The 24,108-nt window shown below is 39.9% G+C and carries 22 protein-coding genes; 2 read left to right on the top strand and 20 right to left on the bottom strand.

Features of this window, described 5'->3' with window-relative positions:
* The coding region (locus tag ACIQ7T_RS12830; RefSeq protein WP_402870789.1) for a hypothetical protein at positions 1–347 on the top strand (347 nt) is incomplete at its 5' end.
* Positions 348–591: 244 nt separating this feature from the next.
* Positions 592–1,062, top strand: coding sequence for a hypothetical protein (locus tag ACIQ7T_RS12835; protein ID WP_402870792.1), 471 nt, complete (start codon positions 592–594; stop codon positions 1,060–1,062).
* A 141-nt stretch (positions 1,063–1,203) separates the two neighbouring features.
* On the opposite strand, the gene ACIQ7T_RS12840 is transcribed toward ACIQ7T_RS12835, so the two are convergent.
* The 20 genes from ACIQ7T_RS12840 to ACIQ7T_RS12935 all read right to left on the bottom strand — a co-directional run bounded on the left by ACIQ7T_RS12840 (position 1,204) and on the right by ACIQ7T_RS12935 (position 23,962).
* The gene (locus tag ACIQ7T_RS12840; protein WP_370082449.1) at positions 1,204–2,403 is read right to left on the bottom strand and encodes a glycine C-acetyltransferase; all 1,200 of its coding nucleotides are present in this window, start codon (positions 2,401–2,403) and stop codon (positions 1,204–1,206) included.
* A gap of 58 nt (positions 2,404–2,461) precedes the next feature.
* The gene (locus ACIQ7T_RS12845; RefSeq protein ID WP_402870795.1) at positions 2,462–3,538 is read right to left on the bottom strand and encodes a nucleotide kinase; all 1,077 of its coding nucleotides are present in this window, start codon (positions 3,536–3,538) and stop codon (positions 2,462–2,464) included.
* Between the two features lie 99 nt (positions 3,539–3,637).
* Entirely contained in the window at positions 3,638–4,273 is a 636-nt protein-coding gene (locus ACIQ7T_RS12850) for a YczE/YyaS/YitT family protein (RefSeq protein WP_370082453.1), read from the bottom strand.
* A 107-nt stretch (positions 4,274–4,380) separates the two neighbouring features.
* Positions 4,381–4,875 (bottom strand): Cys-tRNA(Pro) deacylase, encoded by a 495-nt coding sequence (gene ybaK / locus ACIQ7T_RS12855; RefSeq protein WP_370082455.1) that lies wholly within the window; start codon positions 4,873–4,875, stop codon positions 4,381–4,383.
* Between the two features lie 24 nt (positions 4,876–4,899).
* Complete coding sequence (locus ACIQ7T_RS12860) at positions 4,900–5,616, bottom strand: hypothetical protein (RefSeq protein ID WP_370082458.1); 717 nt, start codon at positions 5,614–5,616, stop codon at positions 4,900–4,902.
* A gap of 310 nt (positions 5,617–5,926) precedes the next feature.
* Positions 5,927–6,490, bottom strand: coding sequence for a VanZ family protein (locus ACIQ7T_RS12865; protein WP_370082460.1), 564 nt, complete (start codon positions 6,488–6,490; stop codon positions 5,927–5,929).
* A gap of 249 nt (positions 6,491–6,739) precedes the next feature.
* The gene (locus tag ACIQ7T_RS12870; protein WP_370082462.1) at positions 6,740–8,278 is read right to left on the bottom strand and encodes an acyl-CoA carboxylase subunit beta; all 1,539 of its coding nucleotides are present in this window, start codon (positions 8,276–8,278) and stop codon (positions 6,740–6,742) included.
* A 353-nt stretch (positions 8,279–8,631) separates the two neighbouring features.
* Positions 8,632–9,414 (bottom strand): enoyl-CoA hydratase, encoded by a 783-nt coding sequence (locus tag ACIQ7T_RS12875; protein ID WP_370082464.1) that lies wholly within the window; start codon positions 9,412–9,414, stop codon positions 8,632–8,634.
* On the bottom strand, positions 9,411–10,328 hold the full coding sequence (locus ACIQ7T_RS12880; RefSeq protein WP_370082466.1) for a hydroxymethylglutaryl-CoA lyase: 918 nt from the start codon (positions 10,326–10,328) through the stop codon (positions 9,411–9,413). Before ACIQ7T_RS12880 ends, ACIQ7T_RS12875 begins: the two co-directional genes overlap by 4 nt.
* 12 nt (positions 10,329–10,340) lie before the next feature.
* Complete coding sequence (locus ACIQ7T_RS12885) at positions 10,341–10,553, bottom strand: acetyl-CoA carboxylase biotin carboxyl carrier protein subunit (protein ID WP_031418413.1); 213 nt, start codon at positions 10,551–10,553, stop codon at positions 10,341–10,343.
* Between the two features lie 72 nt (positions 10,554–10,625).
* The gene (locus ACIQ7T_RS12890; protein ID WP_370082468.1) at positions 10,626–11,984 is read right to left on the bottom strand and encodes an acetyl-CoA carboxylase biotin carboxylase subunit; all 1,359 of its coding nucleotides are present in this window, start codon (positions 11,982–11,984) and stop codon (positions 10,626–10,628) included.
* Positions 11,985–12,000: 16 nt separating this feature from the next.
* On the bottom strand, positions 12,001–13,635 hold the full coding sequence (locus ACIQ7T_RS12895) for an AMP-binding protein (protein WP_370082470.1): 1,635 nt from the start codon (positions 13,633–13,635) through the stop codon (positions 12,001–12,003).
* 30 nt (positions 13,636–13,665) lie between these two features.
* A complete protein-coding gene (locus ACIQ7T_RS12900; protein ID WP_370082471.1) occupies positions 13,666–14,808 on the bottom strand; it encodes an acyl-CoA dehydrogenase in 1,143 nt (380 codons plus the stop codon).
* 87 nt (positions 14,809–14,895) lie between these two features.
* Positions 14,896–15,552, bottom strand: a complete 657-nt coding sequence (locus ACIQ7T_RS12905; protein ID WP_370082530.1) for a TetR/AcrR family transcriptional regulator — start codon at positions 15,550–15,552, stop codon at positions 14,896–14,898.
* A gap of 623 nt (positions 15,553–16,175) precedes the next feature.
* A complete protein-coding gene (locus ACIQ7T_RS12910; RefSeq protein ID WP_370082475.1) occupies positions 16,176–17,228 on the bottom strand; it encodes a YkvI family membrane protein in 1,053 nt (350 codons plus the stop codon).
* A 77-nt stretch (positions 17,229–17,305) separates the two neighbouring features.
* Positions 17,306–18,412 (bottom strand): o-succinylbenzoate synthase, encoded by a 1,107-nt coding sequence (gene menC, locus ACIQ7T_RS12915; protein WP_402870805.1) that lies wholly within the window; start codon positions 18,410–18,412, stop codon positions 17,306–17,308.
* A 1-nt stretch (position 18,413) separates the two neighbouring features.
* Complete coding sequence (locus tag ACIQ7T_RS12920) at positions 18,414–19,226, bottom strand: GNAT family N-acetyltransferase (RefSeq protein WP_402870807.1); 813 nt, start codon at positions 19,224–19,226, stop codon at positions 18,414–18,416.
* 34 nt (positions 19,227–19,260) lie between these two features.
* Entirely contained in the window at positions 19,261–20,376 is a 1,116-nt protein-coding gene (locus ACIQ7T_RS12925) for a M20 peptidase aminoacylase family protein (protein WP_402870810.1), read from the bottom strand.
* Between the two features lie 5 nt (positions 20,377–20,381).
* Positions 20,382–21,248, bottom strand: coding sequence for a MurR/RpiR family transcriptional regulator (locus tag ACIQ7T_RS12930; protein ID WP_402870856.1), 867 nt, complete (start codon positions 21,246–21,248; stop codon positions 20,382–20,384).
* Positions 21,249–21,769: 521 nt separating this feature from the next.
* The gene (locus tag ACIQ7T_RS12935; protein ID WP_402870813.1) at positions 21,770–23,962 is read right to left on the bottom strand and encodes a DNA topoisomerase III; all 2,193 of its coding nucleotides are present in this window, start codon (positions 23,960–23,962) and stop codon (positions 21,770–21,772) included.
* Between the last annotated feature and the right edge of the window lie 146 nt (positions 23,963–24,108).

Genomic DNA, 24,108 nt, shown 5'->3' on the forward strand with positions numbered 1-24,108 from the left:
TTTCCGTCACTTTGGCTCTTCTTTCCATCACTCTGTCGGGGCTATCCATGATTTTGGCTGTTCTATCCACGACTTTGGCGGGGCTATCCACGATTTTGGCTGTTCTATCCACGACTTTGACGGTTCTTTCCGTCGCTCTGTCTTCTATCCGTCTCTTCGCGGTGGCTTTCCGTCACTTTGGCTCTTCTTTCCATCACTCTGTCGGGGCTATCCATGATTTTGGCTGTTCTATCCACGACTTTGGCGGGGCTATCCACGATTTCGGCTGTTCTATCCACGACTTTGACGGTTCTTTCCGTCGCTCTGTCTTCTATCCGTCTCTTCAGGGTAGCTTTCCGTCGCTTTGACGTTTCTTTCCGTCACTTTGGCTCTTCTTTCCGTCACTTCGGCCTTTCTATCCGTCACTCTGTCTTGTATCCGTCTCTTCGAGGGTGCTTTCCGTCGCTTTGACGTTTCTTTCCGTCGCTTTGGCTCTTCTTTCCGTCACTTCGAGGGTGCTTTCCGTCGCTTTGACGTTTCTTTCCGTCACTTCGGCCTTTCTATCCGTCGCTCTGTCTTGTATCCGTCTCTTCGGGGGTGCTTTCCGTCGCTTTGACGTTTCTTTCCGTCGCTTTGGCTCTTCTTTCCGTCACTTCGGCCTTTCTATCCGTCACTCTGTCTTATATCCGTCACTTCGAGGGTGCTTTCCGTCGCTTTGACGTTTCTTTCCGTCGCTTTGGCTCTTCTTTCCGTCGCTTTGGCTCTTCTTTCCGTCTCTTCGACTCTTCTTTCCATCACTCTGTAGGGGCTATCCACGATTTTGACGTTTCTATCCACGATTTCGGCTGCTTTATCCACGACTTTGACGATTCTATCCGTCGCTTTGACCATTCTTTCGATCACTTCGCCGGTGCTTTCCGTCACTTTGGCCCTTCTATCCGTCACTTCGATGGTTCTTTCCGTCGCTCTGTCTTCTACCTGTCACTTTGGAGGGCGCTTTCCGTCGCTTTGATCACCTTGGCTCTTCTTTCCGTCGCCCCAATCTTCTATCCGTCTCTTCGCTGGTCCTTTCCGTCGCTTTAGTCCTTCTTTCCGTCACTTTGGTCCTTCTATCCGTCACTTCGCCTCTTCTATCCGTCGCTCCATCTTCTATCCATCACTTCGACCTTTCTATCCGTCTGAATCTAAAAAAGGGCTACCTCACAATTGAGGCAGCCCCATTTCTTATTGAATAACGCCTAGCTCACGACCGACTTTTTCATAGATTGCTAGAGCGTCGTCCAGCATTTCTTTTGTATGTGCCGCTGTAGGCATGTTACGAACACGTCCTGTGCCTTTTGGAACCGTTGGGAAAACGATTGATTTAGCGTAGACGCCCTCTTCAAATAGGCGACGTGAAAATTCCTGCGTAAGCTTTTCATCACCAATAATACATGGTGTAATTGGTGTTTCAGATGCACCGATATTAAAGCCTAGCTTAGCAAGACCCGCTTTTAAATAATCGCCATTTTTCCACAACTTATCGTGAAGCTCTGTTGAGTCAATCAGCATTTGTACTGCTGCTGTAATTGCTGCTACATCACCTGGTGGTAATGCTGTTGAGAATAAAAATGGACGAGAACGTACTTTTAGCCAGTCAATTAAATTTTTCTTACCTGCTACATATCCACCAACAACACCAATTGCTTTAGAAAGTGTACCAATTTGGAAGTCAATTTCTTTTTCTAAACCGAAATGCTTCACAGTACCCTTTCCTTTACCTGTTACGCCTGATCCGTGTGCATCATCGACGTATGTTATTAAATCAAACTCTTTCGCAATCTCAACGATTTCTGGTAATTTTGCAATATCACCGTCCATTGAGAATACACCATCAGTAATGACCATGACTTTATTGTATAAGCCTGATTCTTTTGCTTCCTTTGCCTTCGCACGTAAATCGTCCATATCTGAGTGATTAAAGGCAATGATTTTCGCACGTGATAAACGACAGCCATCAATAATCGATGCATGGTTTAATTGGTCTGAAAGAATCGCATCATTTTTATCCATAACAGCTGAAATAGCTGCCATATTACAGTTAAAACCTGATTGGTAAGAGATCGCTGCTTCTGTACCTTTAAATTCAGCAAGCTTTTCCTCTAATTTTACATGTAAATCAAGTGTGCCATTAATTGTACGAACTGCTCCAGCTCCTACACCGTATGTCTCAATTGTTTCTTTAGCAATACGCTTTAACTCTGCATTCGTTGCTAAGCCAAGATAGTTGTTTGATGATAGATTAATTAGATTTTTGCTACGTACCTGAATAATTGGTCCGTTTGCTCCCTCTACTGGATCAATTTCATTATATAAGCCTTGATCGTGTAAGGCTTTTAGGTTTTCATCTAAAAATGCATTCAATACTTTTGACAAGCGTATCATCCTTTCCTAGGAACACTATTCTAGTTCCTAGTGTAGCACAAGCATACTATTAGAAAAATTACTTTGTTAATCTTTCGAATAGTGGGGCAGTTTTTTCTCGCCAAAGGGATGATGATATACAATTATCTAATAATCGACGGACAGTATACTCCGCTTCTGCGTAACGCTTCGAATAACCCATTGCATCCTGCATCGCCTCTTTATACTTTGCCCGAATATCTTCAATTCGAACTTCTGCTTCCTGTGAAATTGCGCAATGTTTCCCTATATCGAAAATTTCATCCCCTAGTCTTCCGTCCTGTGGGTCAAAGATATGAGGCTCTGTACTATCAAAAATACAGAAATTCAATTCCGGGATAATAACCATGTCAACCGAGTTTGAATCCAAGCCACACCAAATAATTTGTGCATCGAGTCCTCTTGCATTTGCTTCGTCTGCTAAACCTTTCATTAAAGAAGATTTACCTGTACCTGGCTTCCCTTTGATCATCAATCTTTTAGATACATTTTTTGTTATGCTATCTACTGTATTTTCGGCGCCTCTCGGTGTTAATGTTCCGAGTAAGCGATGGGTGCGCATTCCTGTTTTGTTTAAGATGATTGATTGGAAAACATCTGTCTTTAAATTTTCAACCTGATCATTCAACGCCTGCCAGTTCATACAACTCTGAGTGACTACTTCCCAATCATCATGGATCTTTATAGCATTATTAAGCTTCGAAATACACTTCTCACACCATGACTCTCGTTCCGTCATTGCATCAGCGAGCTGTTCGCCGACCCTTTCAAGCTGAATTTCTTCTAAGCAATCATAAAATGACATCACCCGATGCTTTGTTCCAAGGAAAACCGGTTCAATCCCCCACCCCGATGACCATACAAATAGTCGATTACATCCTTGAACATACACTGCCTCAACAATATCCTCCAGCAAAGCATGCTTGAACCACTCCACTGCAAAGCCTTGCTTCACATAAAAATACCCAAGCTCTTTAAGAAGCTCTGATCCTTTAAACGTCGGTGCACCCTGCAAAATATAAACTAATTCAGCCTCATCCATCATTTCTTTATATAAATGTTTAATTCCTTGCCCAGTCAGTGCGTGTCCATAATAGTAGGTCACATTTCCGTTCAATTTCGATCCCCCTTTATCTTATGCCTTGCATTATATGAAGGAACCTTAAAAAAAATGAAGAGCTACTTTTATTTTTTACAAATAAAAGTAGCTTCTTATTTAATAGAATGGCTTCATGCCCTCTATATTACCAATACACTTCATCAATACCTTTCGACAATAAGGTAACGAATATTGCACAATATAGCCTGATGTTAAAGCAATCATCACAGTGCCAACGCCAACAGGACCTCCGAGTAACCAGCCAAGAATTGTTACAAGCACCTCGATACCCATTCGTGCTGTTTTAATCGTTCCTCCAAATTTTTCAACAAGAATCATCATTAATGTATCCCGAGGACCTGCCCCCATATTCGGAGCAATATACATACCACAGCCAAAACTTAAAACAAATAAACCTACCACAAAATAAGTTATCTGTATGCCATAAATATTTGTTGACGGCAATAGCCAATTAAAAACATCTATAAAAGATCCGATAAGTAGCATATTGAGCCATGTCCCGATTTTTGGCCATTCTCTTAAAACAATTGAAGTTGAAATAACAATTAAAAGCCCTGTTAAAATAGACCATGTACCAATTGATAAACCCAAATTCTGAAATAAACCCACATGCAACACATCCCAAGGGCTCGTTCCTACGATTTTCCCTTTAATGGACATTGTAATTCCAAGCGACATCACTATTAAGCCACCAATAAAAAACGTCCAACGCCACCCCGTAATTTTCCTCATTTCATATCCTTCTCTCTATGTATGATATTGCTCTAACAGCACCCTATTTTCTACAAAAATCCTACTCTTACTTCCTGACAACTTAAATAAAAAAACTACCCAGCATATCATTCTTGGGTAGTGATAATTGGTGCGAGCTTTGCCTTTGTTGCAGCGACTAAATCATCTAGTTGTACATGGATTTGCATGCCGATTTTCCCGGCACTTACAATAATACTTCCTTGCTCTTGAGCCGACGCGTCGATGACAGTTGGATAAAGCTTTTTCATCCCGATTGGAGAGCATCCGCCTCGTACATAGCCTGTATAGCTGAGCAACTCCTTGACAGGGAGCATGTCGATTTTCTTCTCGCCTACAACCTTTGCAGCAGCTTTTAAATCAAGCTCATCTGCTACAGGGATAACAAATACAAAAAGCTTTTGTGCACTTGCCTTTGCTACTAATGTTTTGAAAACGCGAGAAACTGGGTGACCAATTTTTTCAGCAACCGAAATTCCGTCAACTTGGCCGTCACCAGTCTCATATTCAATTACTTCGAACTGTATTTTTTGTTGCTCCAACAATCTTATAGCATTCGTTTTTGCATGCTTTGCCTTAGCCATGTTAAAAAACTCCCATCTGCAGCATTAGGCTATCATGGAGAACATAGAGTCACTTCCTGGTGGATAGCCATCTTTCGCCATTTGTATATGAGTAGCATATTTTTCAGAAGCGTATTTAAATGTTCGCGCCTTATATGCCTCTGCATAACTCTTACCGAAAATTGTATCTGCAAATGGATCCAATTTCAATTCCTTCGAAAAACGTTCTGGTACTTTAACTTCAATTACTTCACGTACAAAAGTAGGCTCATCTAGATCACTTTCATCTAGCTCTTGGCCATTTAATTGTGCTTGCATTTGTTGTATTTGAGCATTTGCACTTGCCGCTACACGAAAATCTTGTGGTGATGGCTGCGCGGGTGCTAGCGCTGTATTCCTCACCTGATCTAAAATTTGTAACGTCTCCTCATCTACATGCTCTAACTGTGAATTTTCAAGAGCTTCAGGCTTTTGCGTTTGCTCATGAGCGAGCACATTCTTTTTCGTTTGTTGCAAATCTTGAATGATTGCTTGCTGTTGAGGCGTGACTTCGTTTGCTTCCTCTTTTTGTTGCTCATAGAGTTCTTGATCTGTATGCCCTAAAAGTAAATTTTCTAGCTCAAGCAATAACGGATTTTTCTTTGGCTGAAAATACAGTGAGTTTTTTCGATATGCATCACCCGCTTGTTTTCGCTGTAAAATCTTTTTACGATTATACTGTGATGTAATTCTTTCTTGTTCTATTAAACTTGATAGTTTCATATAAATTCACCTCGGCTTTCTTATTTAATATGCAAGTTAAATAATAGATATGATAATCTCTTCTCTAATAGTTTCTGTACACTAATTATCGGAATTTTCTTTACCAAATTCAAGAACAAATTAATACTAAGCTCCTAAAGGAATAATCCATTTTCGATAAAACAAGCACAAAGACCTATCATCAAATTCGTTTTTTCGTTCATTTATTACTGTAATATATAATTTCAATAAAAATTATTACTGTTACCACTTTATAAATGGTGTTAATTCACCACTAAAAAAACAGCCCCTCAGCAAGGACTGTTTGTTTCTATCTATCTTTTTTAGGTTTAATAAGTATACTTTTATAGGCTAAGTAACCAAGCCATGCTCCGAGTGTATTTAAAATTAAATCATCAATATCTGCCGACCCAACTGTAAAAATAAACTGGATAGTTTCTACCGCTAGACTAGAGAAAAAGCCTGCCCAAATAACTGTCCGAGCTTTACGAAACTTTTTTGATAATAACGGAAGTAAAAAGCCCATTGGGGTAAATATTAATAAATTGCCTAGTAAATTAATAATAATGATATCCAAATTAAAATACTGAGAGTAATTTATATAGCGAAGAATTGTATCAAAGGGAATAAAATTTGTGGTTAAACGCCAGTCACTATAATCAAACAGCCCTAATTCATTTAGGGAATATTCGCCATTTAATAAAATAATGATTACATTCACAAGACGATCAATGACCAGTTTATAAAAAGCTATAACGGAATAAATACAAAAAAATATCCAACCTGTTACCTTGATTGGTAAATAATATGTATCTATCAATGAACGATAAGGTAATGGTAGCTTGGCACTACCCTGTATATTATTTTTTGTCATGCCTATACCACCTACTTCCCTATATCCTCTCATCATTTTAATATGCTCCACTTCCCCAAGCAAGTGGTAATAATAAGATGGGTAAAGCGTTTTAAAGCATACTAGCATATTAGGAGTACTTTTTCCCCCTATACTATACGTTTGTCCAGGTTCAATTAGAAAGACAAATAAACAAATTTTAACAAAATACCCCCTCAGATGAACAAAAAAAGCTGCCTCAATTTAACTGAGACAGCATTCTTTCAGACTTTATACTGGATTTACTCCGTGCTTACGTTCTGAGAATAATAAGTACTTCGACATATACAGCTCTAAACGTGATTCAAGTGCTTTTCTTAAATCATTTGGCTCAATAACATCGTCAATGATTAGCTCTGAAGCTAGACGATAAACATCGATTTCCTCTTGATATTCCTTGCGTTTCTCTGCAATAAAGCTCGCTTGCTCCTCTTTTGGAAGTTCAGCAATTTTATTTGCATATACTGCGTTGACCGCTGCCTCCGGGCCCATTACAGCAATTTGTGCGTTGGAAAGCGCAATACAGCAGTCTGGCTCAAAAGCCGGACCTGCCATTGCATACAGCCCTGCACCATATGCCTTACGAACAATGACCGTTAATTTAGGGACAGTCGCCTCACTCATGGCAAAAATCATTTTCGCACCATGGCGTATAATCCCAGCTTTTTCAACTTGCGTACCAATCATAAAGCCTGGTACATCTGCAAGGAAAAGAAGCGGAATATTGAAAGCATCACAAAGAGAAATGAACTTTGCTGCTTTATCAGCTGAATCATGGAACAAAACGCCACCCTTTACGCGCGGTTGATTGGCGATAATTCCAACGGATTGCCCATTAATGCGCCCTAATCCAGTAATTAATTCTGGAGCGAATAATTTTTTCACTTCACAAAACGAATCTTCATCAATAATACGTTCAATTAGTTTATACATATCAAAAGGAACGTTTTGATTTTTTGGTATTAGCTCTTCAATCGATTTATCAAATGAAGCTGGTGGCTTTGGAGCCTCTACCTTACCGCGCTCTGCATAATTATTCGGGAAGTAGCTCAAATATTTACGAGCATAGGCAATTGCTTCCTGCTCGCTTTTAGCAAGTACATCTCCGCAACCGGAAACAGAACAGTGCATTTTCGCTCCACCCATCGTTTCCAAATCTACCTTCTCACCAATAACCATTTCCGCCATACGCGGGGATCCTAAATACATCGATGCATTGCCCTCTACCATGACCACAATATCGCAGAATGCAGGGATATAGGCACCTCCTGCTGCAGAAGGTCCAAACAGTAAACATATTTGAGGGATTTTACCTGAAAGCTTTACCTGATTATAGAAAATGCGTCCTGCTCCTCTTCGACCAGGAAACATTTCTAATTGGTCAGTAATACGTGCACCTGCCGAATCGACTAGATACAGTAATGGGCAATTTAGCTTTTCGGCTGTTTCTTGAATACGAATCATTTTTTCTACTGTACGTTTACCCCAAGAGCCAGCTTTAATCGTCGAATCGTTTGCTAATACACAAACAGTACGGCCATGGATTTTACCGATTCCTGTTACAACGCCATCTGCCGGTAAGTCACCAGCTAAGCAGTTTGCGTACAAGCCATCCTCTGATTGCAGCCCATCATCTAATAATAATTCGAGTCGTTCACGTACAAATAGTTTTCCTTGCTGCGCATTTTTATCGTGATATTTTGGTAGACCACCTGCTAAAATTTGTTCCTTCATTGTTTTAGTCGTATTTTCTGTCGGTACATTGCTCATATTTAATTCCTCCTTTTGCCCATTCGGTTACGCCTTAACATAATTGCGATAGCACTTCGTATAACTTCTTCCTTACATTACAATAATCGGTTCATCACCCTAGCGTGGGGTTGATTTCCGTTACGGCTGGACGCTTTCCTGGGGGCGTCCGATGAGCCGCTTCACTCGCGGGGCTCGCTCCAGGGTCTCATCTGTGACGTTGATCCCCAAGGAGTCGCCAGCCTCCACTCCAATCAACTTATACATGTGGCATACTTTTAAAAAATATATCCACAACTTTTTGATGATGAGCATAGATTTTATTGTTTTTAAAATCCTACTTTAAAACCATTCAAAATCCTTCATCAGAGTCTTTACTTCCCTAAGTATTGCGGTGTTCGCTTTTCTTGGAAAGCGAGTAAGCCCTCTAATCGATCTTCAGTAGGAATCAGAGCATTATATGCAAGTGATTCGATTTTTAAACCCGTAGCTAAATCTACTTCAACCCCTTGATTCATGGCGATTTTCGCCTGAACTAAAGAAAGTGGAGCATTCTTTGCCATTTCGAGTGCAAGCTGCTGCGCCTTTTCAAGTACTTCATGCCCCTCATGAACATACTCCACAATACCGTAGCTTCTCGCTTCCTCTGCATTTAATCGACGTGCTGTATAAATTAATTCCTTCGCTTTTCCAATGCCAATTAGTCGTGGAAGTCGTTGCGTGCCTCCTGCCCCTGGGATGATGCCGAGAGATGTTTCCGTAAGGCCAATCTTTGCATGTGCAGCTGCAAGACGTAAATCACAGGCTAACGCTAGTTCGAGTCCGCCACCAAAAGCAACACCATTTAGTACGGCGATAACTGGTTGAGCGAGTGCTTCTACCTTTGCTACCGTCGCCCCGATTAATTGCACAATCTGCTTTACTTGTCGGTCTGGCATCCCTTTACGCTCTTTTAAATCTGCTCCTGCGCAAAAAGCTTTTTCCCCTGCTCCTGTTAGTAAGACAACTCGCACGGCCGGGTCACCGTTTATGTTGTCGAGAGTCGTGCTAAGTTCTTGGAGAAGTTGTACTGACATTGCATTCGCAGCTTCAGGTCTTGAAAGTGTAATAAGCCCAATGCAACCATCTAATAATTCAAAACGAACGAGTTGCGTCATAATTGACTCGCACTCCTTTCATTACGGGCAATCGCCATTTGTTTAGAGGCAACTGCTTTCCCTAGTTTCTGTTCAATAAATAGCGCAGCCTCTAGCACTTTATTCAGCTCTACACCCGTTTTAATACCCATTTCATCTAATAAATACAGTAAATCTTCCGTAGCTACATTACCTGATGCTCCTTTGGCATACGGACAGCCACCAAGTCCACCAAGCGCACTATCAAACTTCGTAATTCCCATTTTTAAAGATTGAACAATATTCGCTAGTGCTGTGCCACGTGTATCATGAAAATGCATCGCGAAATTTTCCGCAGGGTATCTTTTTAGCAATTCTTCTAAAAGACTTTCCACCTGTGTCGGTACACCAACACCAATCGTGTCACCCAGCGAAATTTCATCGACACCCATTTCTAATAATTTTTCTGTTACTCGTAAAACCTTTTCTGGTTGTATGTAGCCTTCATACGGGCACCCAATTACCGTTGAGATATAGCCTCGTACATTTTTATGCGCTGCCTTTGCCCCTACCACAACTTCCTGTAATATCGGAAATGTTTCATTAATCGATTTATTAATATTACTTTGATTATGGCTTTCACTTGCCGACATAAACACGCTCACTTCATCTACTTCAGCCTGCAATGCACGTTCTAATCCACGCATGTTCGGTACTAGTGCCGCATACGTGATATCTTTTTGGCGTTTAATGGCTTGAAGCACCTCCACTGCATCAGCCAGCTGTGGAATCCACTTCGGATGCACAAAAGAAGTTACCTCGATATAATTCAATCCAGTTTGACTAAGTAAATTCACTAACTGTACTTTATCGGCAGTTGCAAGATGCGTTTTCTCATTTTGCAAACCGTCACGAGGACCCACTTCCTTTAACGTGACATGCTTTGGTAGCTGCATAAAGAAACCTCCTTATTCGATTTCTAAAATATCATCATCAACGTTAATGAAATCCCCTTCGTTCGCAATGATTTTTGTGACCACGCCATCTTCTTCTGCTGCAATAGGAATCTCCATTTTCATCGACTCTAAAATTGCCACATCTTGTCCTGCTGTCACTTTCTCGCCCTCTGCTACAACGATTTTCCATACTGTTCCTGCCATGCTCGCTTTAACTGTTGCCATTGTAAATCCCTCCAAATGTATGAATGTACGTCTAGCGCATTCGCACTAATATTTAAGTGCGAATGCTTTAATTTATTTTGTCTCTGCTAATTGTGGTAGATAATATTCTTCTACAAATTTAGTTGTTGTATAGCCCTTTAAAAATTGTTCATGTGTGACTGTTTTCAGTAGCATTGGAATATTTGTTTGAATTCCTTCTACTTTATACGCTTTAAGCGCCTCGATAAGTCGTTCACACGCAATTGCTCGTGTTTCTCCCCACACTACTAATTTGCTAATCATCGGATCGTAAAAAGGTGTTACCGAAGTGCCAGCCTCTACGCCACATTCATGGCGAATACCTTCACCTGTTGGTAATTCAAAAGCCGTGATTGTGCCTGGAGAAGGGAAAAAGGTCGAAGGATTTTCGGCGTAGATGCGTACTTCAATCGCATGCCCTTTTCTTTGAATACTATCGCGCGTAAATGCTAATGGTTGTTTTGCCGCAATCTTTAATTGCTCCTCTACAAGATCCAGTTTCGTAATTTCCTCAGTCACCGGATGTTCCACTTGTAAGCGTGTATTCATCTCTAAAAAATAAAAGTTTTGCTCCGCATCTACTAAATACTCAATCGTTCCAGCATTCACATATCCAATATGCTGAACTGCCTTGACTGAAGCATCTAACATACTTTTTCTTGTTGCTTCAGAAATGAAAGGAGATGGTGCTTCCTCAACTACTTTTTGATTTCTACGTTGAATCGAGCACTCCCGTTCAAATAGTGGTACGACATTGCCATCATGATCCGCAATAATTTGTACCTCGACGTGATGAGGATTAGCAATAAATCGTTCCATATACATCGTGCCATCACCAAAGAATGACTGTGCACGCTTTTGATTTCCTTCAAAGGCTTTTGCCAATTCTTCTGCATTTTCTACGAGCTGCATTCCGATACCCCCGCCGCCAGCAGAAGCTTTTAACATAATCGGATAGCCTAGACGGGCAGCAATTTCAATAGCTTCTGTTACATCTTTCACCGGTGTCTCTACGCCTTCAACAATTGGTACACCTGCTGCCTTCATTGTTTTTCGGGCTTCTAATTTACTCCCCATCGAAGCAATCACGTCCGCGCTTGGCCCAATAAAAACTAAGCCCGCCTCTGTACAACGTTTAGCAAACTCAGCGTTTTCTGATAATAAGCCATAGCCTGGATGAACAGCTTCAGCACCGCTTTCCTTCGCTACTTCAAGAATACGATCAATATTTAAATAACTTTGTGCAACAGGTGGTTTTCCGATACAGAACGCCTCATCCGCTTCCTTAACATGTAAGCTTTCAGCGTCTGCCTCGGAATACACCGCAACTGTTAGGACATTTAGTCGTTTGCATGTTCTAATAACACGCCTTGCTATCTCCCCACGATTTGCAATTAAAACCTTTTTGAACATAACACCGGCCCCCTTCTTACTTCACTGCTGGAACAAAACTCTCTCGTAATCTATACTTTTGAACTTTTCCTGATGCAGTCATCGGATAGTCGTCGATAAAGAAAATATGTCGTGGTATTTTATGTCTAGAGATTTTATCCCGACAATAATCTCGAATTTCTTCCTCTGTTGCCTGCTCTTCTTCACGCAAAATGATCCAAGCTGCCGCTTCCTCTCCATAAACAGGATCAGGAACACCTGCAACCTGTACATCTGCAATTTTCGGGTGTGTGTAAAGGAATTCTTCAATTTCTCGAGGAGATATATTTTCACCGCCGCGAATAATCATATCTTTTAAACGCCCTGTTACACGTACATAGCCCGCCTCATCCATCGTTGCCAAATCCCCGGTATGCAGCCAACCAGCCCCATCAATTGCAAGAAGCGTTTCTTCTTGGTTTTTATAGTAGCCTTTCATGACGTGGTAGCCTCTCGTACATAGCTCCCCTTGCTCATTTTGCGCAGCTTCTTCGTCTGTACCAGGAACGACGATTTTAACTTCCAGATTCGGCAATGCACGGCCAACAGTTTCTACCTTTAACAATAGCGGGTCATCTGCTCTCGTTTGTGTAATAACAGGTGAGGATTCTGTTTGTCCGTAACAGATCGTAACATCCTTCATTCCCATTTTGTCGATCACGGCTTTCATCACCTCAATAGGACAATTAGAGCCTGCCATTACTCCAGTGCGTAACGTTGATAGATCGAAAGACGAAAAATTCGGTAAATTAAGTTCGCTAATGAACATCGTTGGTACACCATGTAACGCTGTACATTTCTCTTTTTCAACTGTTTGTAGCACTTCAGTAGGTGAAAATTCCTGCACTGGTACCATCGTCCCGCCACTAGTCGTAATCGCTAATGTGCCAATTACACAGCCAAAGCAATGGAAGAATGGAACAGGGATGCATAAGCGATCTTCGTATGTTAAACCCATACATTCTGCAATATTAATCGCATTATTAACTAAGTTATAATGCGTTAACATAACACCTTTTGGAAAACCTGTTGTTCCCGAAGTATATTGAACATTAATAACATCATCATAATGAAGCTCTTGCTGCCTTTGATCTAATTGCTCCTCCGTTATTTGCTTTGCAGCCGATAACACATCAGACCAGTTTAGCACTCCGGGGTATTTTGTCTCGCCAATTAAAATAACATTTTTCAATAAAGGCAGTCGCTTTGATTGCAAATTACCCGGTTCACAATGTTCAAGCTCTGGACATAACTCTTGCAGTGTATTCATAAAAGAATGGTCTCGATAATTTTCAATTAAAATAATCGTTTTTGCATCGGATTGCTTCAATAAATATTCCAACTCGCTTGAGCGATAATTCGTGTTGACAGTGACGATTGGAGCACCCATTTTACCTGTACCAAATTGCAGCTGTACCCATTCCGGGACATTGGTCGTCCATACTGCAATATGCTCGCCCTTCTCTATTCCAAGAGCCATTAACCCTCTAGCTACTAAACGACTTTGCCGATTGAGCTCCTCGTAGGTCATTCGTAAATTCCTGTCTGCATACACTAATGCTTCCCGCTGTGGATATTTTTCCGATTGTTCGTCTAGCAATTGACCAATAGTTTGATACACAAGTTCTGCCATGAAAATCCTCCTTTTATGCTATTTAAGAAATTAACAGCCAATTAAACGAGAAATAACGAGACGTTGAATTTCAGACGTTCCCTCACCGATTTCCATTAACTTAATGTCACGCAGATGACGCTCTACGTCGTATTCTTTCATATAACCTGAACCGCCATGAATTTGAATGGCTTGATTACAAGTCCGGAAGCCCATTTCAGAAGCAAATAATTTTGCCATTGCCGCTTCCTTACCGAACGGTTTCTTTTGATCTTTAAGCCATGCCGCCTTATGTACTAACGTACGTGCAAGCTCTATCTCCATTGCCATATCGGCCAATTTAAATTGTATTGCCTGTAGTTTTGAAATGGGTGCACCAAATTGTTCACGTTCTTTTGCGTATTTTAATGATTTCTCATAAGCTGCCTGTGCAATTCCTACAGATAATGCAGCAATGGAAATACGCCCTCCGTCTAAAGTATTTAAAAATTGGCTAAATCCGCGTTTTTCATCCCCTAAAAGATTAGCCCTTGGTACACGAACATTTTGCAAAATAATCTCACATGTATTGGAACCACGTACGCCCATTTTGTCGTAATTGCAGTTGATCGTTACGCCAGGAGTATTAGTTGGCACAATGATAGCTGAGATAATTTTTTTACCATCTTCACGTTTACCTGTCACTGCAGTCACAATAATTTGACGTGCATGGCCAGCATTTGTGATCCAGCATTTTTCACCATTAATGATGTAATCATCACCATCAATTACGGCTGTTGTACGTGTCCCACCAGCATCTGAACCTGCATTGGGCTCTGTTAGACCAAACGAACCTAATGTTTCTCCCTTCGCTAACGGAACAAGCCATTCCTGCTTTTGCTCCTCTGTACCGAAATTATAAATAGGCGAAGCACCTAGGCTAACTGCTGCTGCATAGCTTAATCCTGTGCCGCCACACGCACGACCGATTTCTTCAACAGCAAGTGCGTAAGAAACAGTATCTCCGCCTGAACCGCCATACTCTTCAGGAAACGGAATACCTAATAAGCCTAGCTCTGCCATCTTTTCAAAGCTCTCTATTCTCATCGTCGATGTCTCGTCAACCTCACGAGCATACGGTTTAATTTCATTTTCAGCAAAATCACGTACCATGTCTCGAATCATTGCTTGCTCTTTCGTTAGTTCAAAGTTCATCCCCAGTCCCCCTAATGTTTAATGTGCCATAGCGGATTTCGTTCAGATGTCAGTTGCAATAAATAAATACCGACTAGTCGGTTTGTTTTAAATATTAATAAAACCAGTCTCTTCCTTCGCTGCTGGCTTCTCCTTAACCATAAATTGAACTGCTTCTTCCATTGCTTGTTCAGTGACAATCGCACGCAATACCATATCCGTAAAGACTTCTGTAATTTCCTCCATTGTTAATGGACCTGATTGCTTAAACCATTTGTATGTCCAGTTAATCATCCCAACAATAGCCATCGTTACAATAGTACAAGGTAGTTCTGTACGAAAATCCTTTGTTTGCTGGCCTTCCTCTATGACTTTTTGTAAAATATCCCGATATTGATCTCGTTTTTTATGAATAATTTCACTATATTCCTCTGGCAATGAACGGCTTTCCTCATAAAAAACAGTAATATGTGCTTGATACACATCAAATACTTGGGTCAGTGTTTGTAGCATCGCACATAAACGTGTAATCGGTGTATCGTATTTGTCATATGCCTCCTGCGACTGTTTAATAACATACGAAATAAATACATCGTGAATTTCATACAACAATTCATCTTTCGATTTAAAATTATGATAAAATCCACCCTTTGATGCACCGATGTATTCAACAATGCGATCAACAGTTACATTGTGATAGCCATCTTGCTGAAATAGCACTACAGAAGCGTCAACAATGCGTTGTTTTAACGTTTTCTTTACCATAGGCATCTATCATCCTTCTTTATAACTCTTTACTCCATCACTCTTTATAATTAGAAAAAGTTTTGGGTCATCACCATAATGTGTGGTTGATTTCCGTTCCTGCTGGGCGCTTTGTAGCTGACGCTTTGCTTTCGCACAGAGCTTCCTGGAGGCGTCCGATGAGCCGCCCAGCCTCCACTCCAATCAACTTACGCACATGGCATATGTTTTAGCAAAATGCCATGCCATCTCCTTGTGAATAAACCTGATTTTTCTTAATTATAAAAAAACTATGACACCATTAATATAGCATTCACAAAAATTAGTGTCTAGCATCGAGATAGATTTTATTTAAAATTACGAGAATTTATTTTACATAAAGCAGAATTTTTTAAATATCCACAAATCAATTTCGCCTCGGTGTAATTGTAGCTGTCGCTGCAGAAAACATTTGTAGCTGGCGCTTTGCTTTCGGTACAAGAGAGATTTGTAACTGCCGTTTTACTTACATTACATAAAACACTTGCTGAATGAAGATACGCAAACATACAATTACTGTATGATTTCCAACTTGTTTTCATTACTAAAATCCAAAAAAATTCCCTAGCGCTGTATAAAAACACTAGAGAATCCCAAAAACATGATTATGAAGCTTTTGGTATTTTACGTAACCACGAGATGATGATTGCAATAATTAATGCAAAGCCTAAATACCCCATTGTTGAATAAACCTTCCCAACTAATGTCGTGAACCCTACTAAACTCGCGACAAAGCCTATTAAACCAATCACCACGATACCTATTTTAAAATATTTATGATCAGGTGCTATAAAACGTACTGCAAACGCATAAAGCATCCCTACAGCTGTATTGTACATCATGCCTAATAAAGCAATGGACATTAAGATACCCACTACAGGATGAATTTGTTTTGCTAGCTCTAATGTCGGCATTGCTGCCCCACCAACTACGTCCATTTTAACGAACATAGCGATATTAATTAGTATGATTAAGACACCGAGCATTAAACCCCCAAGAAGACCGCCTAAACCAGCAATCTTGCGCTCTTTTACTGTTCCCCCCATAACAATTAACATCGCAGTACCAGCAGCTATGTTATAAGATACATAGAGAAGTGCCCCCAATATCCAATTTGAAGCCGCAGATGTTTGCTCTTGCGCTAACACATTCTGTTCTGCGATGGTTAAGTCCATTGTGAAAATGGAGTAAATTAAAATAATAAAAACGATCCCCATTAAATATGGTGTCACTAAAGCTATTATATTAATAATATTTTTTACATTTAATAGCAATGTTAAAATCGTAATGATTACCATAAAAATACTGCCAATCATCGGATTTATATTAAACATTTGCTCGAATGTTGACCCCGATCCAGCAAACATAACAACCGCAACACCAAATAAGAAGAATGTAATGACAATATCTAATAGTACCCCTACATAACGTCCCCCAATTTGATAGATAACCTCTTTATGAGAGGTCGTTTGCGAATCTGCTCCTAATTGCGCTAGACTCATCCCTAAAAAGGCAAATGCGATTGTTGCGACAATTCCCCCAGCTATGCCGTAAAGACCGAAGCTCGTAAAGTATTGCATAATTTCTTGTCCTGATGCAAAGCCAGCACCAACGATTAATCCTACAAATGCGCCACCTATCTGCCAACTTTTTTTCATAGAACACCTGCTTTTTCTAATCAATTATTTTCATAGGCTTCCTAACGAAATATCATTCTTGTACTACTCAAGCCACGTTATTTATATGTTTTCTGCGCTACTGTGAATAAATCGATTGTCTCCCTATTCACTTCATAGCCGATCCCCGCTTTTTGCGGAACTTCAATATAACCGTCCTTCACTATAACTTCTGGATCAATGATATCTTTTTCCCAATAACGGCTTGAGCCTGCAGTATCTCCAGGTAAAATAAAATTCGATAATGTAGTTAATGCCACATTATGTGCACGACCAATACCAGACTCCAGCATGCCGCCACACCAGACCGGGATGTTATTTGCTTCACAATAATCATGTATTTTCTTCGCTTCTGTTAAGCCACCAACACGTCCAATTTTTATATTAATAATTTTAGTACTGCCTAACTCAACAGCTTTACGTGCATCTTCTAATGAATGGATACTTTCGTCTAAGCAGATTGGCGTCTCGATTAACTTTTGTAATGCAGCGTGGTCAATGATGTCATCCGACGCCAATGGCTGCTCGATCATTGTTAAATTAAATGCATCTAGCTGTTTGAGTGTTTCAGCATCTGTGAGACGATAAGCTGAGTTCGCATCCGCCATAAACGCCACATCAGGGAACGTTTCACGTAATGTACGCATTACTGCCACATCCCAACCTGGCTTAATTTTGATTTTCATTCGTTTATAGCCTTCATTCACAAAGCCATCTACTACCGCTACTAAATCCTCGATTGATTGTTGAATACCGATACTGATCCCTACCTCAATATTGTCCTTCTTGCCACCAAGTGCCGCCGCGAGAGATTGATTCGTCTGTTGGGCATAAATATCCCAAATAGCACCTTCTATCGTTGATTTCGCCATATTATTTTTACGAATCGGTTTAAATAGTTCATTGACCTCATCTGGATGCTGAAGCTCTTTATTTAAAATAAGAGGAATTAAAAAATCTTCTAGCATATGCCAATTCGTTTGCAATGTTTCCTCGTTGTACCACGGTGAATGGAACGCTACAGATTCTCCCCAACCGATTGTCCCTGCCTCATCCTTGGCCTCTAAAACTAAAAAATCTTTATCATCGAATGTGCCAAAGCTAGTTGTAAATGGTTCTTTTAATTTCATCTTTAAATGTCGAATTGTAATTTCTTTAATTTTCATATTAATTTGCTCCTTCCAGACTTAAAGTTTCTAATTTTACGAGGACATACTCGTTGTAATTTTCTTGCTGCTGCAATTGAACTGCAGCATAACCTTGTGCAAATAATCGCTGTAAAATATGTCGCGTTTTGAAACGCCATTCCAATGCTAATGTCGGGTCTTGCAGCTTCAATGCTTGAAAATCCTTCGGCACAGGCAATGTATATAGATTTTCTTTATATTTTAAATCTTCAGTTATATCTAAGTGTGGGAATCCTTGTTCATTTAGTACACAACTTGCCACTGGTATGGCATCAGTTGCATCTATTGAAACACTTTTACTTACGTAATCAGAGGTGATATACCAGCACACCTCAAAACGATCTGAAGGCAGTCCCTTATTTAAGCCATCCTGCATTTCACCGTAGCAATTTTCTATATACGTATAACAAATACCATTTAATTTGGACAGATTGAGAAAACCATTTCGTGTTTCCAGCGGATCAAAGGTCCACACCATTAAATCATAGCCTCGTTCAATAGCAATAGCTTGCTGGGCATATTTTAATTGTTCACCTATCCCTTGGGAGCGGTAATTTTCGTCTATCCCCAACATATGGGAACATAAATAGCTTTTGCCCTCTCGAAACCCCGAAAAGCCATAGCTAAAGCCAACTAATTGATCACCATCAAAGGCACCAACAACGATACCGCCATTTTTCACAGCTGTTAAAGTTTGATGAATGGGAATTGAAGGCATGCCCCAAACTTTATATTCCAATTGCTGAACTTGCTCCAGCTGTTCGATTGTCTTTATTTCCCTTATGTCAATCATCGCTATCACTTCTTTCTATTCTTTATCTCATATTCTATAAAGCTCTTAAAATAGCTCTCGTGATAATGTTCACTCCGGTAATAAGTCGCTCTCGATTAAAAGTCATTTTCGGATGATGTAATCCCGGTGTTACACCACAACCTAAGCCAAGCATTGTTGCTTTAAGGTTCGGACGTTCATACGTATAAAAATGAAAATCCTCTCCTCCAGGAGTGACGACTGGTGAAGCACATGCTTTTTCACCAACTACGTCAACAATAGCCGAATTCATATGTTGTGATGCCTCATCATTCACTAATGCTGCAACAATATGTGCATCTACATGTAAGGAAATTTTCGCACCATACATCACTTCTACCGATGCTTTTACACGTTCAATACCTTCCGTGAGAGCTTTCATTACTTCATTTGTTTGTGCTCGTGCATCGATGCTAAATGTTGCTTTCCCCGGAATAATATTCGTCGAGGTTCCTCCTGCATTAAATTGTGTCATTTTGACTGACGCAGAGACATTGGGGTCTGTCCAGATTTTTTGTAAACCTTCGACAATCGCTGCCCCTACTTCAATGGCATTAATGCCGAGTTCAGGTCGTGCGCCATGTGCCTCTTCCCCAAGAACTGTCCCAGTAAAAAGCTTTGCAGCACCGTGGTACAATGCTGGGGCATATGTTCCGTCCCGCAATTCTTTTAACGGACGAACATGGACACCAAATAAGTATTCTAAATGATCGATAAGCCCCTTCTCAACGAATGCGCGAGCGCCCTGTGCTTTTTCTTCAGCAGGCTGAAAAAGAATACGTACTGCGCCAGGGAGTGATTGCTCCATATCCTTTAACACTAGTGCCGTCCCAATAGCCATCGTCATGTGGCCGTCATGACCACAGGAATGATTAGCCTTAAATTCACCATCTACTTCCTGCCATAAAGCATCAATATCCGTACGAAATCCGACTTTCGGTATCCCTTCCCCAATATCGACATACAGTCCCGTCATATCCTCGAACAACTGAGGCTCCATCTGTGCCTCCTTCAATAAATTGGCGATGTATTGCGTTGTCTTCTTTTCCTGCCAGCTAATTTCCGGATGCTCATGAAGATGTGTAAAAATATCAGCCAATCTCGGCTGTAAGTTTTGTAAAACTTGATTCATTGTATTCAACTCCATCGATTTGCTAAAAAGCTATTTTGGAAATCATCATATTTTACGCGTTGATTTTCATAATAGTCGTGATCTTGTGCTGTCATACCTGCAATCAGTGTATTTAAAAATGAAATCAGTGCTGGCATTGCGTCAATCGTAGACATTTCCTGTTGTTCATTCACAAAGGTAATCGTCGCATATTGCGTAATAGGTGCAATTTTAGAATCTGTAATACCAATAATCTCGCAATTTTTTTCTTGAATTTCTGCTGCAAATTGAATCGGCTCTTTAAAATAGCGATGGAACGATAAAATAATGACCACACTATCCTCATTGATTTCTTGTAAAGCTCTAATGATTTCACTAGTTTCAAAATCTAAAAGCATTACGTTAGGACGTAGCATATTTAACGTAAAATACAACCATTGTGCCGCTAAATGGGAAGAACCATTCCCAGCAATATAGATTTTTTTCTTTGTATGTAGCAGGTTAGAAGCACGATTAAAATCTTCCTCGTTAATGTTCTTAGCAACATTTAAAATACTCGATGCATCCTTTTCCATCGTTTTTTCATAAAAACGTGGGGTTTCAAAAAGTACCTGCTTTGATTGCAAATAATTGTGCAAGCTACTAGTGTGGCCTTCATTGAATAGATGCATCGTAATCTCCCGCTGCAACTCAGCATAACCCGATAATCCTATAGCGTAGCAAAAACGGATAACCGTCGTTTCACTTACCCCCGCCTTTTCCCCCACATAAGAAGCTGAATGAACACCAACAGTCTGCAAATTTTTGAGGATAAAGATCGCTACCTTTTGCTGACTCTTCGAAAGCTCCTGATATTTATGTTGAATGACTTGTTGAATTGTTTGATTATCCATCAAAGAAGTACATCCTTTTTATTTTAGTTTTTGAAGTTTAAACTTCATTTTCATGTTACATACAGTAGCATAAATATTTTCATAATTCAATATATTTTCTGAAATTTCTGTTTATATGTAAAAATAGAAATTTTTCAATTTAATGGCGCAATATCATAACGAGGGTTGATTTCCGTTCCGACTGAGCGCTTTTCTAGGGGCGTCCGATGAGCCGATTCGCTTTCGCTGCAGGGTCTCGGGCCAACACGATGTTGGTCACGAAGGCGTTATCACAGGACGTGATGGTTTTAGCCTTCGTTCCTCTATTGCTGATCCCCAAAGAGTCGCCCAGTCTCCACTCCAATTAACTTATTCACATGGCATAAGAATGAATAAAATGTTATCCTCAACTGCCACTTTAGTTTCCATGTCCTTCATTTCATAATCCGAATCGCACGATGTCACAAAATGGCGCTCATATTTAGTGAAAACTAAAAAATGCACAAATGTTATTTTGATAACATTTGTGCAATAAAAAAATTTTATTTATCTAAATTAAATCCTTTTAATAGATCTGCAAAAGCATTATTTAACGGTTCTGCTTCTTTTTCTTGCTGTTTCATGTATTTCTGTACACTACGCTTATCTACTTTGCCACCGCCTTCTTTTTTACGACGGGCTTCAAATGCAGATAACTTTTCACGATAACCACATTTACATACGAAGATTTGGCCATCACCTTCACCACGTAGTTCTAGCTTTTTCTTACATTGTGGGCATCGTGCGTTTGTAACGCGTGATACGTTTTTACGATGTCCACAATCACGGTCTTGGCAGACAAGCATTTTACCTTTTTTACCGTTGACTTCAAGCATTGGCTTGCCGCAATCAGGACATGATTTTGTTGAGATATTGTCATGCTTATATTTTTTATCACTTGCTTTAATTTCAGCGACTATTTCTTGCGTGTGCTTTTTCATTTCATTGATGAACACATCTTTTTTCAACTTACCTTTTGAAATGAGCTCAAGCTTTTGCTCCCACTCGGCTGTTGTCGCAGGAGAACGTAATTCTTCAGGTACTAAGTCAAGTAATTGACGACCTTTGGATGTAATGTGAATTTCTTTGCCGCCACGTTTTTCGATTAAGAATGAATTAAAGAGCTTCTCAATAATATCTGCACGTGTTGCAACTGTCCCTAATCCACCTGTTGATTTCAAAGTATCTGCAAGCTTCTTGTCGTTCGTTTCCATATACTTCGTAGGATTTTCCATAGCTGATAGTAATGTCGCTTCTGTAAAACGTGCTGGTGGTTTTGTTTGGCCAGATGTTTGGGCGATTAGCTTTGTTTTTAATACTTGTCCTTGTTCTAAACGAGGAAGCAGCTGCTCTTTGACATCATCCGTTGATTCTTCATCATCAAAACGATTTTGATATACTTCTTTCCAACCTGCAACTGTTACGGTTTTCCCTTTAGCGATGAACTTCTCCTTACCGATTTGAGCTTGTACTGTTAATTGCTCATATTCTTGTGCTGGGAATAATACAGCTAAAAATCGTTTTACGACTAAATCATATATTTTACGCTCTTTATCATTGAATGCAGATAAGTTCACATAGCCTTCAGTTGGAATTATGGCATGGTGATCGGACACTTTACTGTCATCTACAAATGATTTATTCGCTTTAACCGGTTTTGTTAAAATTTTATTCGTTAATGTACGATATTCGCCGATGCCACATGCTTTTAGACGCTCAGGTAATGTGCCTACAATATCAGATGATAAATAACGTGAATCTGTACGAGGGTATGTCAGCACTTTATGAGATTCATATAGCTTTTGCATAATATTTAATGTTTCTTTTGCAGAATAACCAAATAGTTTATTGGCATCTCGCTGTAATTCTGTTAGATCATAAAGACCTGGGGCAAATGATTTTTTAGGCTTGCGGTCAATTGAAGCAATCTTTGCATCTTGATTGCCTAATGCTTTGACAATAACGTCGACTTTTTCTTTATTGAAGCTACGTGAATTACCATTTGCATCTTGCCATGTAAGCTTTAATGAATCTGTTTGTGCTTCAATACCGTAGTATGTTTGTGGTTTGAAGTTTTTAATTTCATCTTCGCGTGCAGCAATCATCGCAACAGTTGGAGTTTGAACACGACCACAGTTCAGCTGTGCATTAAATCTTGTCGTTAATGCTCGTGTCGCGTTTAATCCGATATACCAATCCGCTTCGGAACGGGCAACAGCAGCAGCATATAAATTTTCGTAGTTTTTACCCGGTTTTAAATTAGCAAATCCTTCTTTAATTGCTTTATCTGTAACAGATGAAATCCATAAACGTTTAATTGGCTTTTTCACATTTGCTTTGTCAATAATCCATCGAGCAACTAATTCACCTTCACGCCCAGCATCCGTAGCCACAATGATTTCGTTGACATCATTACGTGTTAATTGTGATTTGACTGCATTATATTGCTTGCCTGTTTGCTTCATCACTACTAGCTTCATTCGGTCTGGCAACATTGGAAGGTCTTCTAAATTCCATGTTTTATATTTATTATCGTAGGCTTCTGGATCAGCTAATGTCACTAAATGACCTAATGCCCAAGTAACTATATATTTGTCACCTTCTAAAAATCCATTCCCCTTTTTATTACATTTCAAAACATTTGCTATATCACGTGCAACTGAAGGTTTTTCAGCAATAACTACACTTTTAACCATATATTTTCGTACTCCTTTACTAACTATGTACTGTCTAATATACCATAAGTTCGGGGCAGAAATTGATTAGAGCTACCTTCTTATTCTTCATAATAGTCATTGTCGGGGAACTGATTAGGTAAGCAAGTTAAAATGATCAGGTTCCC

It is taken from the genome of Lysinibacillus sp. NPDC096212, assembly GCF_044763105.1.
GTDB lineage: Bacteria > Bacillota > Bacilli > Bacillales_A > Planococcaceae > Lysinibacillus.

What these genes read in the sequence shown, in the direction of transcription:
- ACIQ7T_RS12840 (WP_370082449.1), bottom strand. Translation starts at nt 2,403, where the DNA reads ATGATACGCTTGTCAAAAGTATTGAATGCATTTTTAGATGAAAACCTA.
- ACIQ7T_RS12850 (WP_370082453.1), bottom strand. Translation starts at nt 4,273, where the DNA reads ATGAGGAAAATTACGGGGTGGCGTTGGACGTTTTTTATTGGTGGCTTA.
- ybaK (WP_370082455.1), bottom strand. Translation starts at nt 4,875, where the DNA reads ATGGCTAAGGCAAAGCATGCAAAAACGAATGCTATAAGATTGTTGGAG.
- ACIQ7T_RS12860 (WP_370082458.1), bottom strand. Translation starts at nt 5,616, where the DNA reads ATGAAACTATCAAGTTTAATAGAACAAGAAAGAATTACATCACAGTAT.
- ACIQ7T_RS12865 (WP_370082460.1), bottom strand. Translation starts at nt 6,490, where the DNA reads ATGACAAAAAATAATATACAGGGTAGTGCCAAGCTACCATTACCTTAT.
- ACIQ7T_RS12870 (WP_370082462.1), bottom strand. Translation starts at nt 8,278, where the DNA reads ATGAGCAATGTACCGACAGAAAATACGACTAAAACAATGAAGGAACAA.
- ACIQ7T_RS12875 (WP_370082464.1), bottom strand. Translation starts at nt 9,414, where the DNA reads ATGACGCAACTCGTTCGTTTTGAATTATTAGATGGTTGCATTGGGCTT.
- ACIQ7T_RS12880 (WP_370082466.1), bottom strand. Translation starts at nt 10,328, where the DNA reads ATGCAGCTACCAAAGCATGTCACGTTAAAGGAAGTGGGTCCTCGTGAC.
- ACIQ7T_RS12885 (WP_031418413.1), bottom strand. Translation starts at nt 10,553, where the DNA reads ATGGCAACAGTTAAAGCGAGCATGGCAGGAACAGTATGGAAAATCGTT.
- ACIQ7T_RS12890 (WP_370082468.1), bottom strand. Translation starts at nt 11,984, where the DNA reads ATGTTCAAAAAGGTTTTAATTGCAAATCGTGGGGAGATAGCAAGGCGT.
- ACIQ7T_RS12895 (WP_370082470.1), bottom strand. Translation starts at nt 13,635, where the DNA reads ATGGCAGAACTTGTGTATCAAACTATTGGTCAATTGCTAGACGAACAA.
- ACIQ7T_RS12900 (WP_370082471.1), bottom strand. Translation starts at nt 14,808, where the DNA reads ATGAACTTTGAACTAACGAAAGAGCAAGCAATGATTCGAGACATGGTA.
- ACIQ7T_RS12905 (WP_370082530.1), bottom strand. Translation starts at nt 15,552, where the DNA reads ATGGTAAAGAAAACGTTAAAACAACGCATTGTTGACGCTTCTGTAGTG.
- ACIQ7T_RS12910 (WP_370082475.1), bottom strand. Translation starts at nt 17,228, where the DNA reads ATGAAAAAAAGTTGGCAGATAGGTGGCGCATTTGTAGGATTAATCGTT.
- menC (WP_402870805.1), bottom strand. Translation starts at nt 18,412, where the DNA reads ATGAAAATTAAAGAAATTACAATTCGACATTTAAAGATGAAATTAAAA.
- ACIQ7T_RS12920 (WP_402870807.1), bottom strand. Translation starts at nt 19,226, where the DNA reads ATGATTGACATAAGGGAAATAAAGACAATCGAACAGCTGGAGCAAGTT.
- ACIQ7T_RS12925 (WP_402870810.1), bottom strand. Translation starts at nt 20,376, where the DNA reads ATGAATCAAGTTTTACAAAACTTACAGCCGAGATTGGCTGATATTTTT.
- ACIQ7T_RS12930 (WP_402870856.1), bottom strand. Translation starts at nt 21,248, where the DNA reads ATGGATAATCAAACAATTCAACAAGTCATTCAACATAAATATCAGGAG.
- ACIQ7T_RS12935 (WP_402870813.1), bottom strand. Translation starts at nt 23,962, where the DNA reads ATGGTTAAAAGTGTAGTTATTGCTGAAAAACCTTCAGTTGCACGTGAT.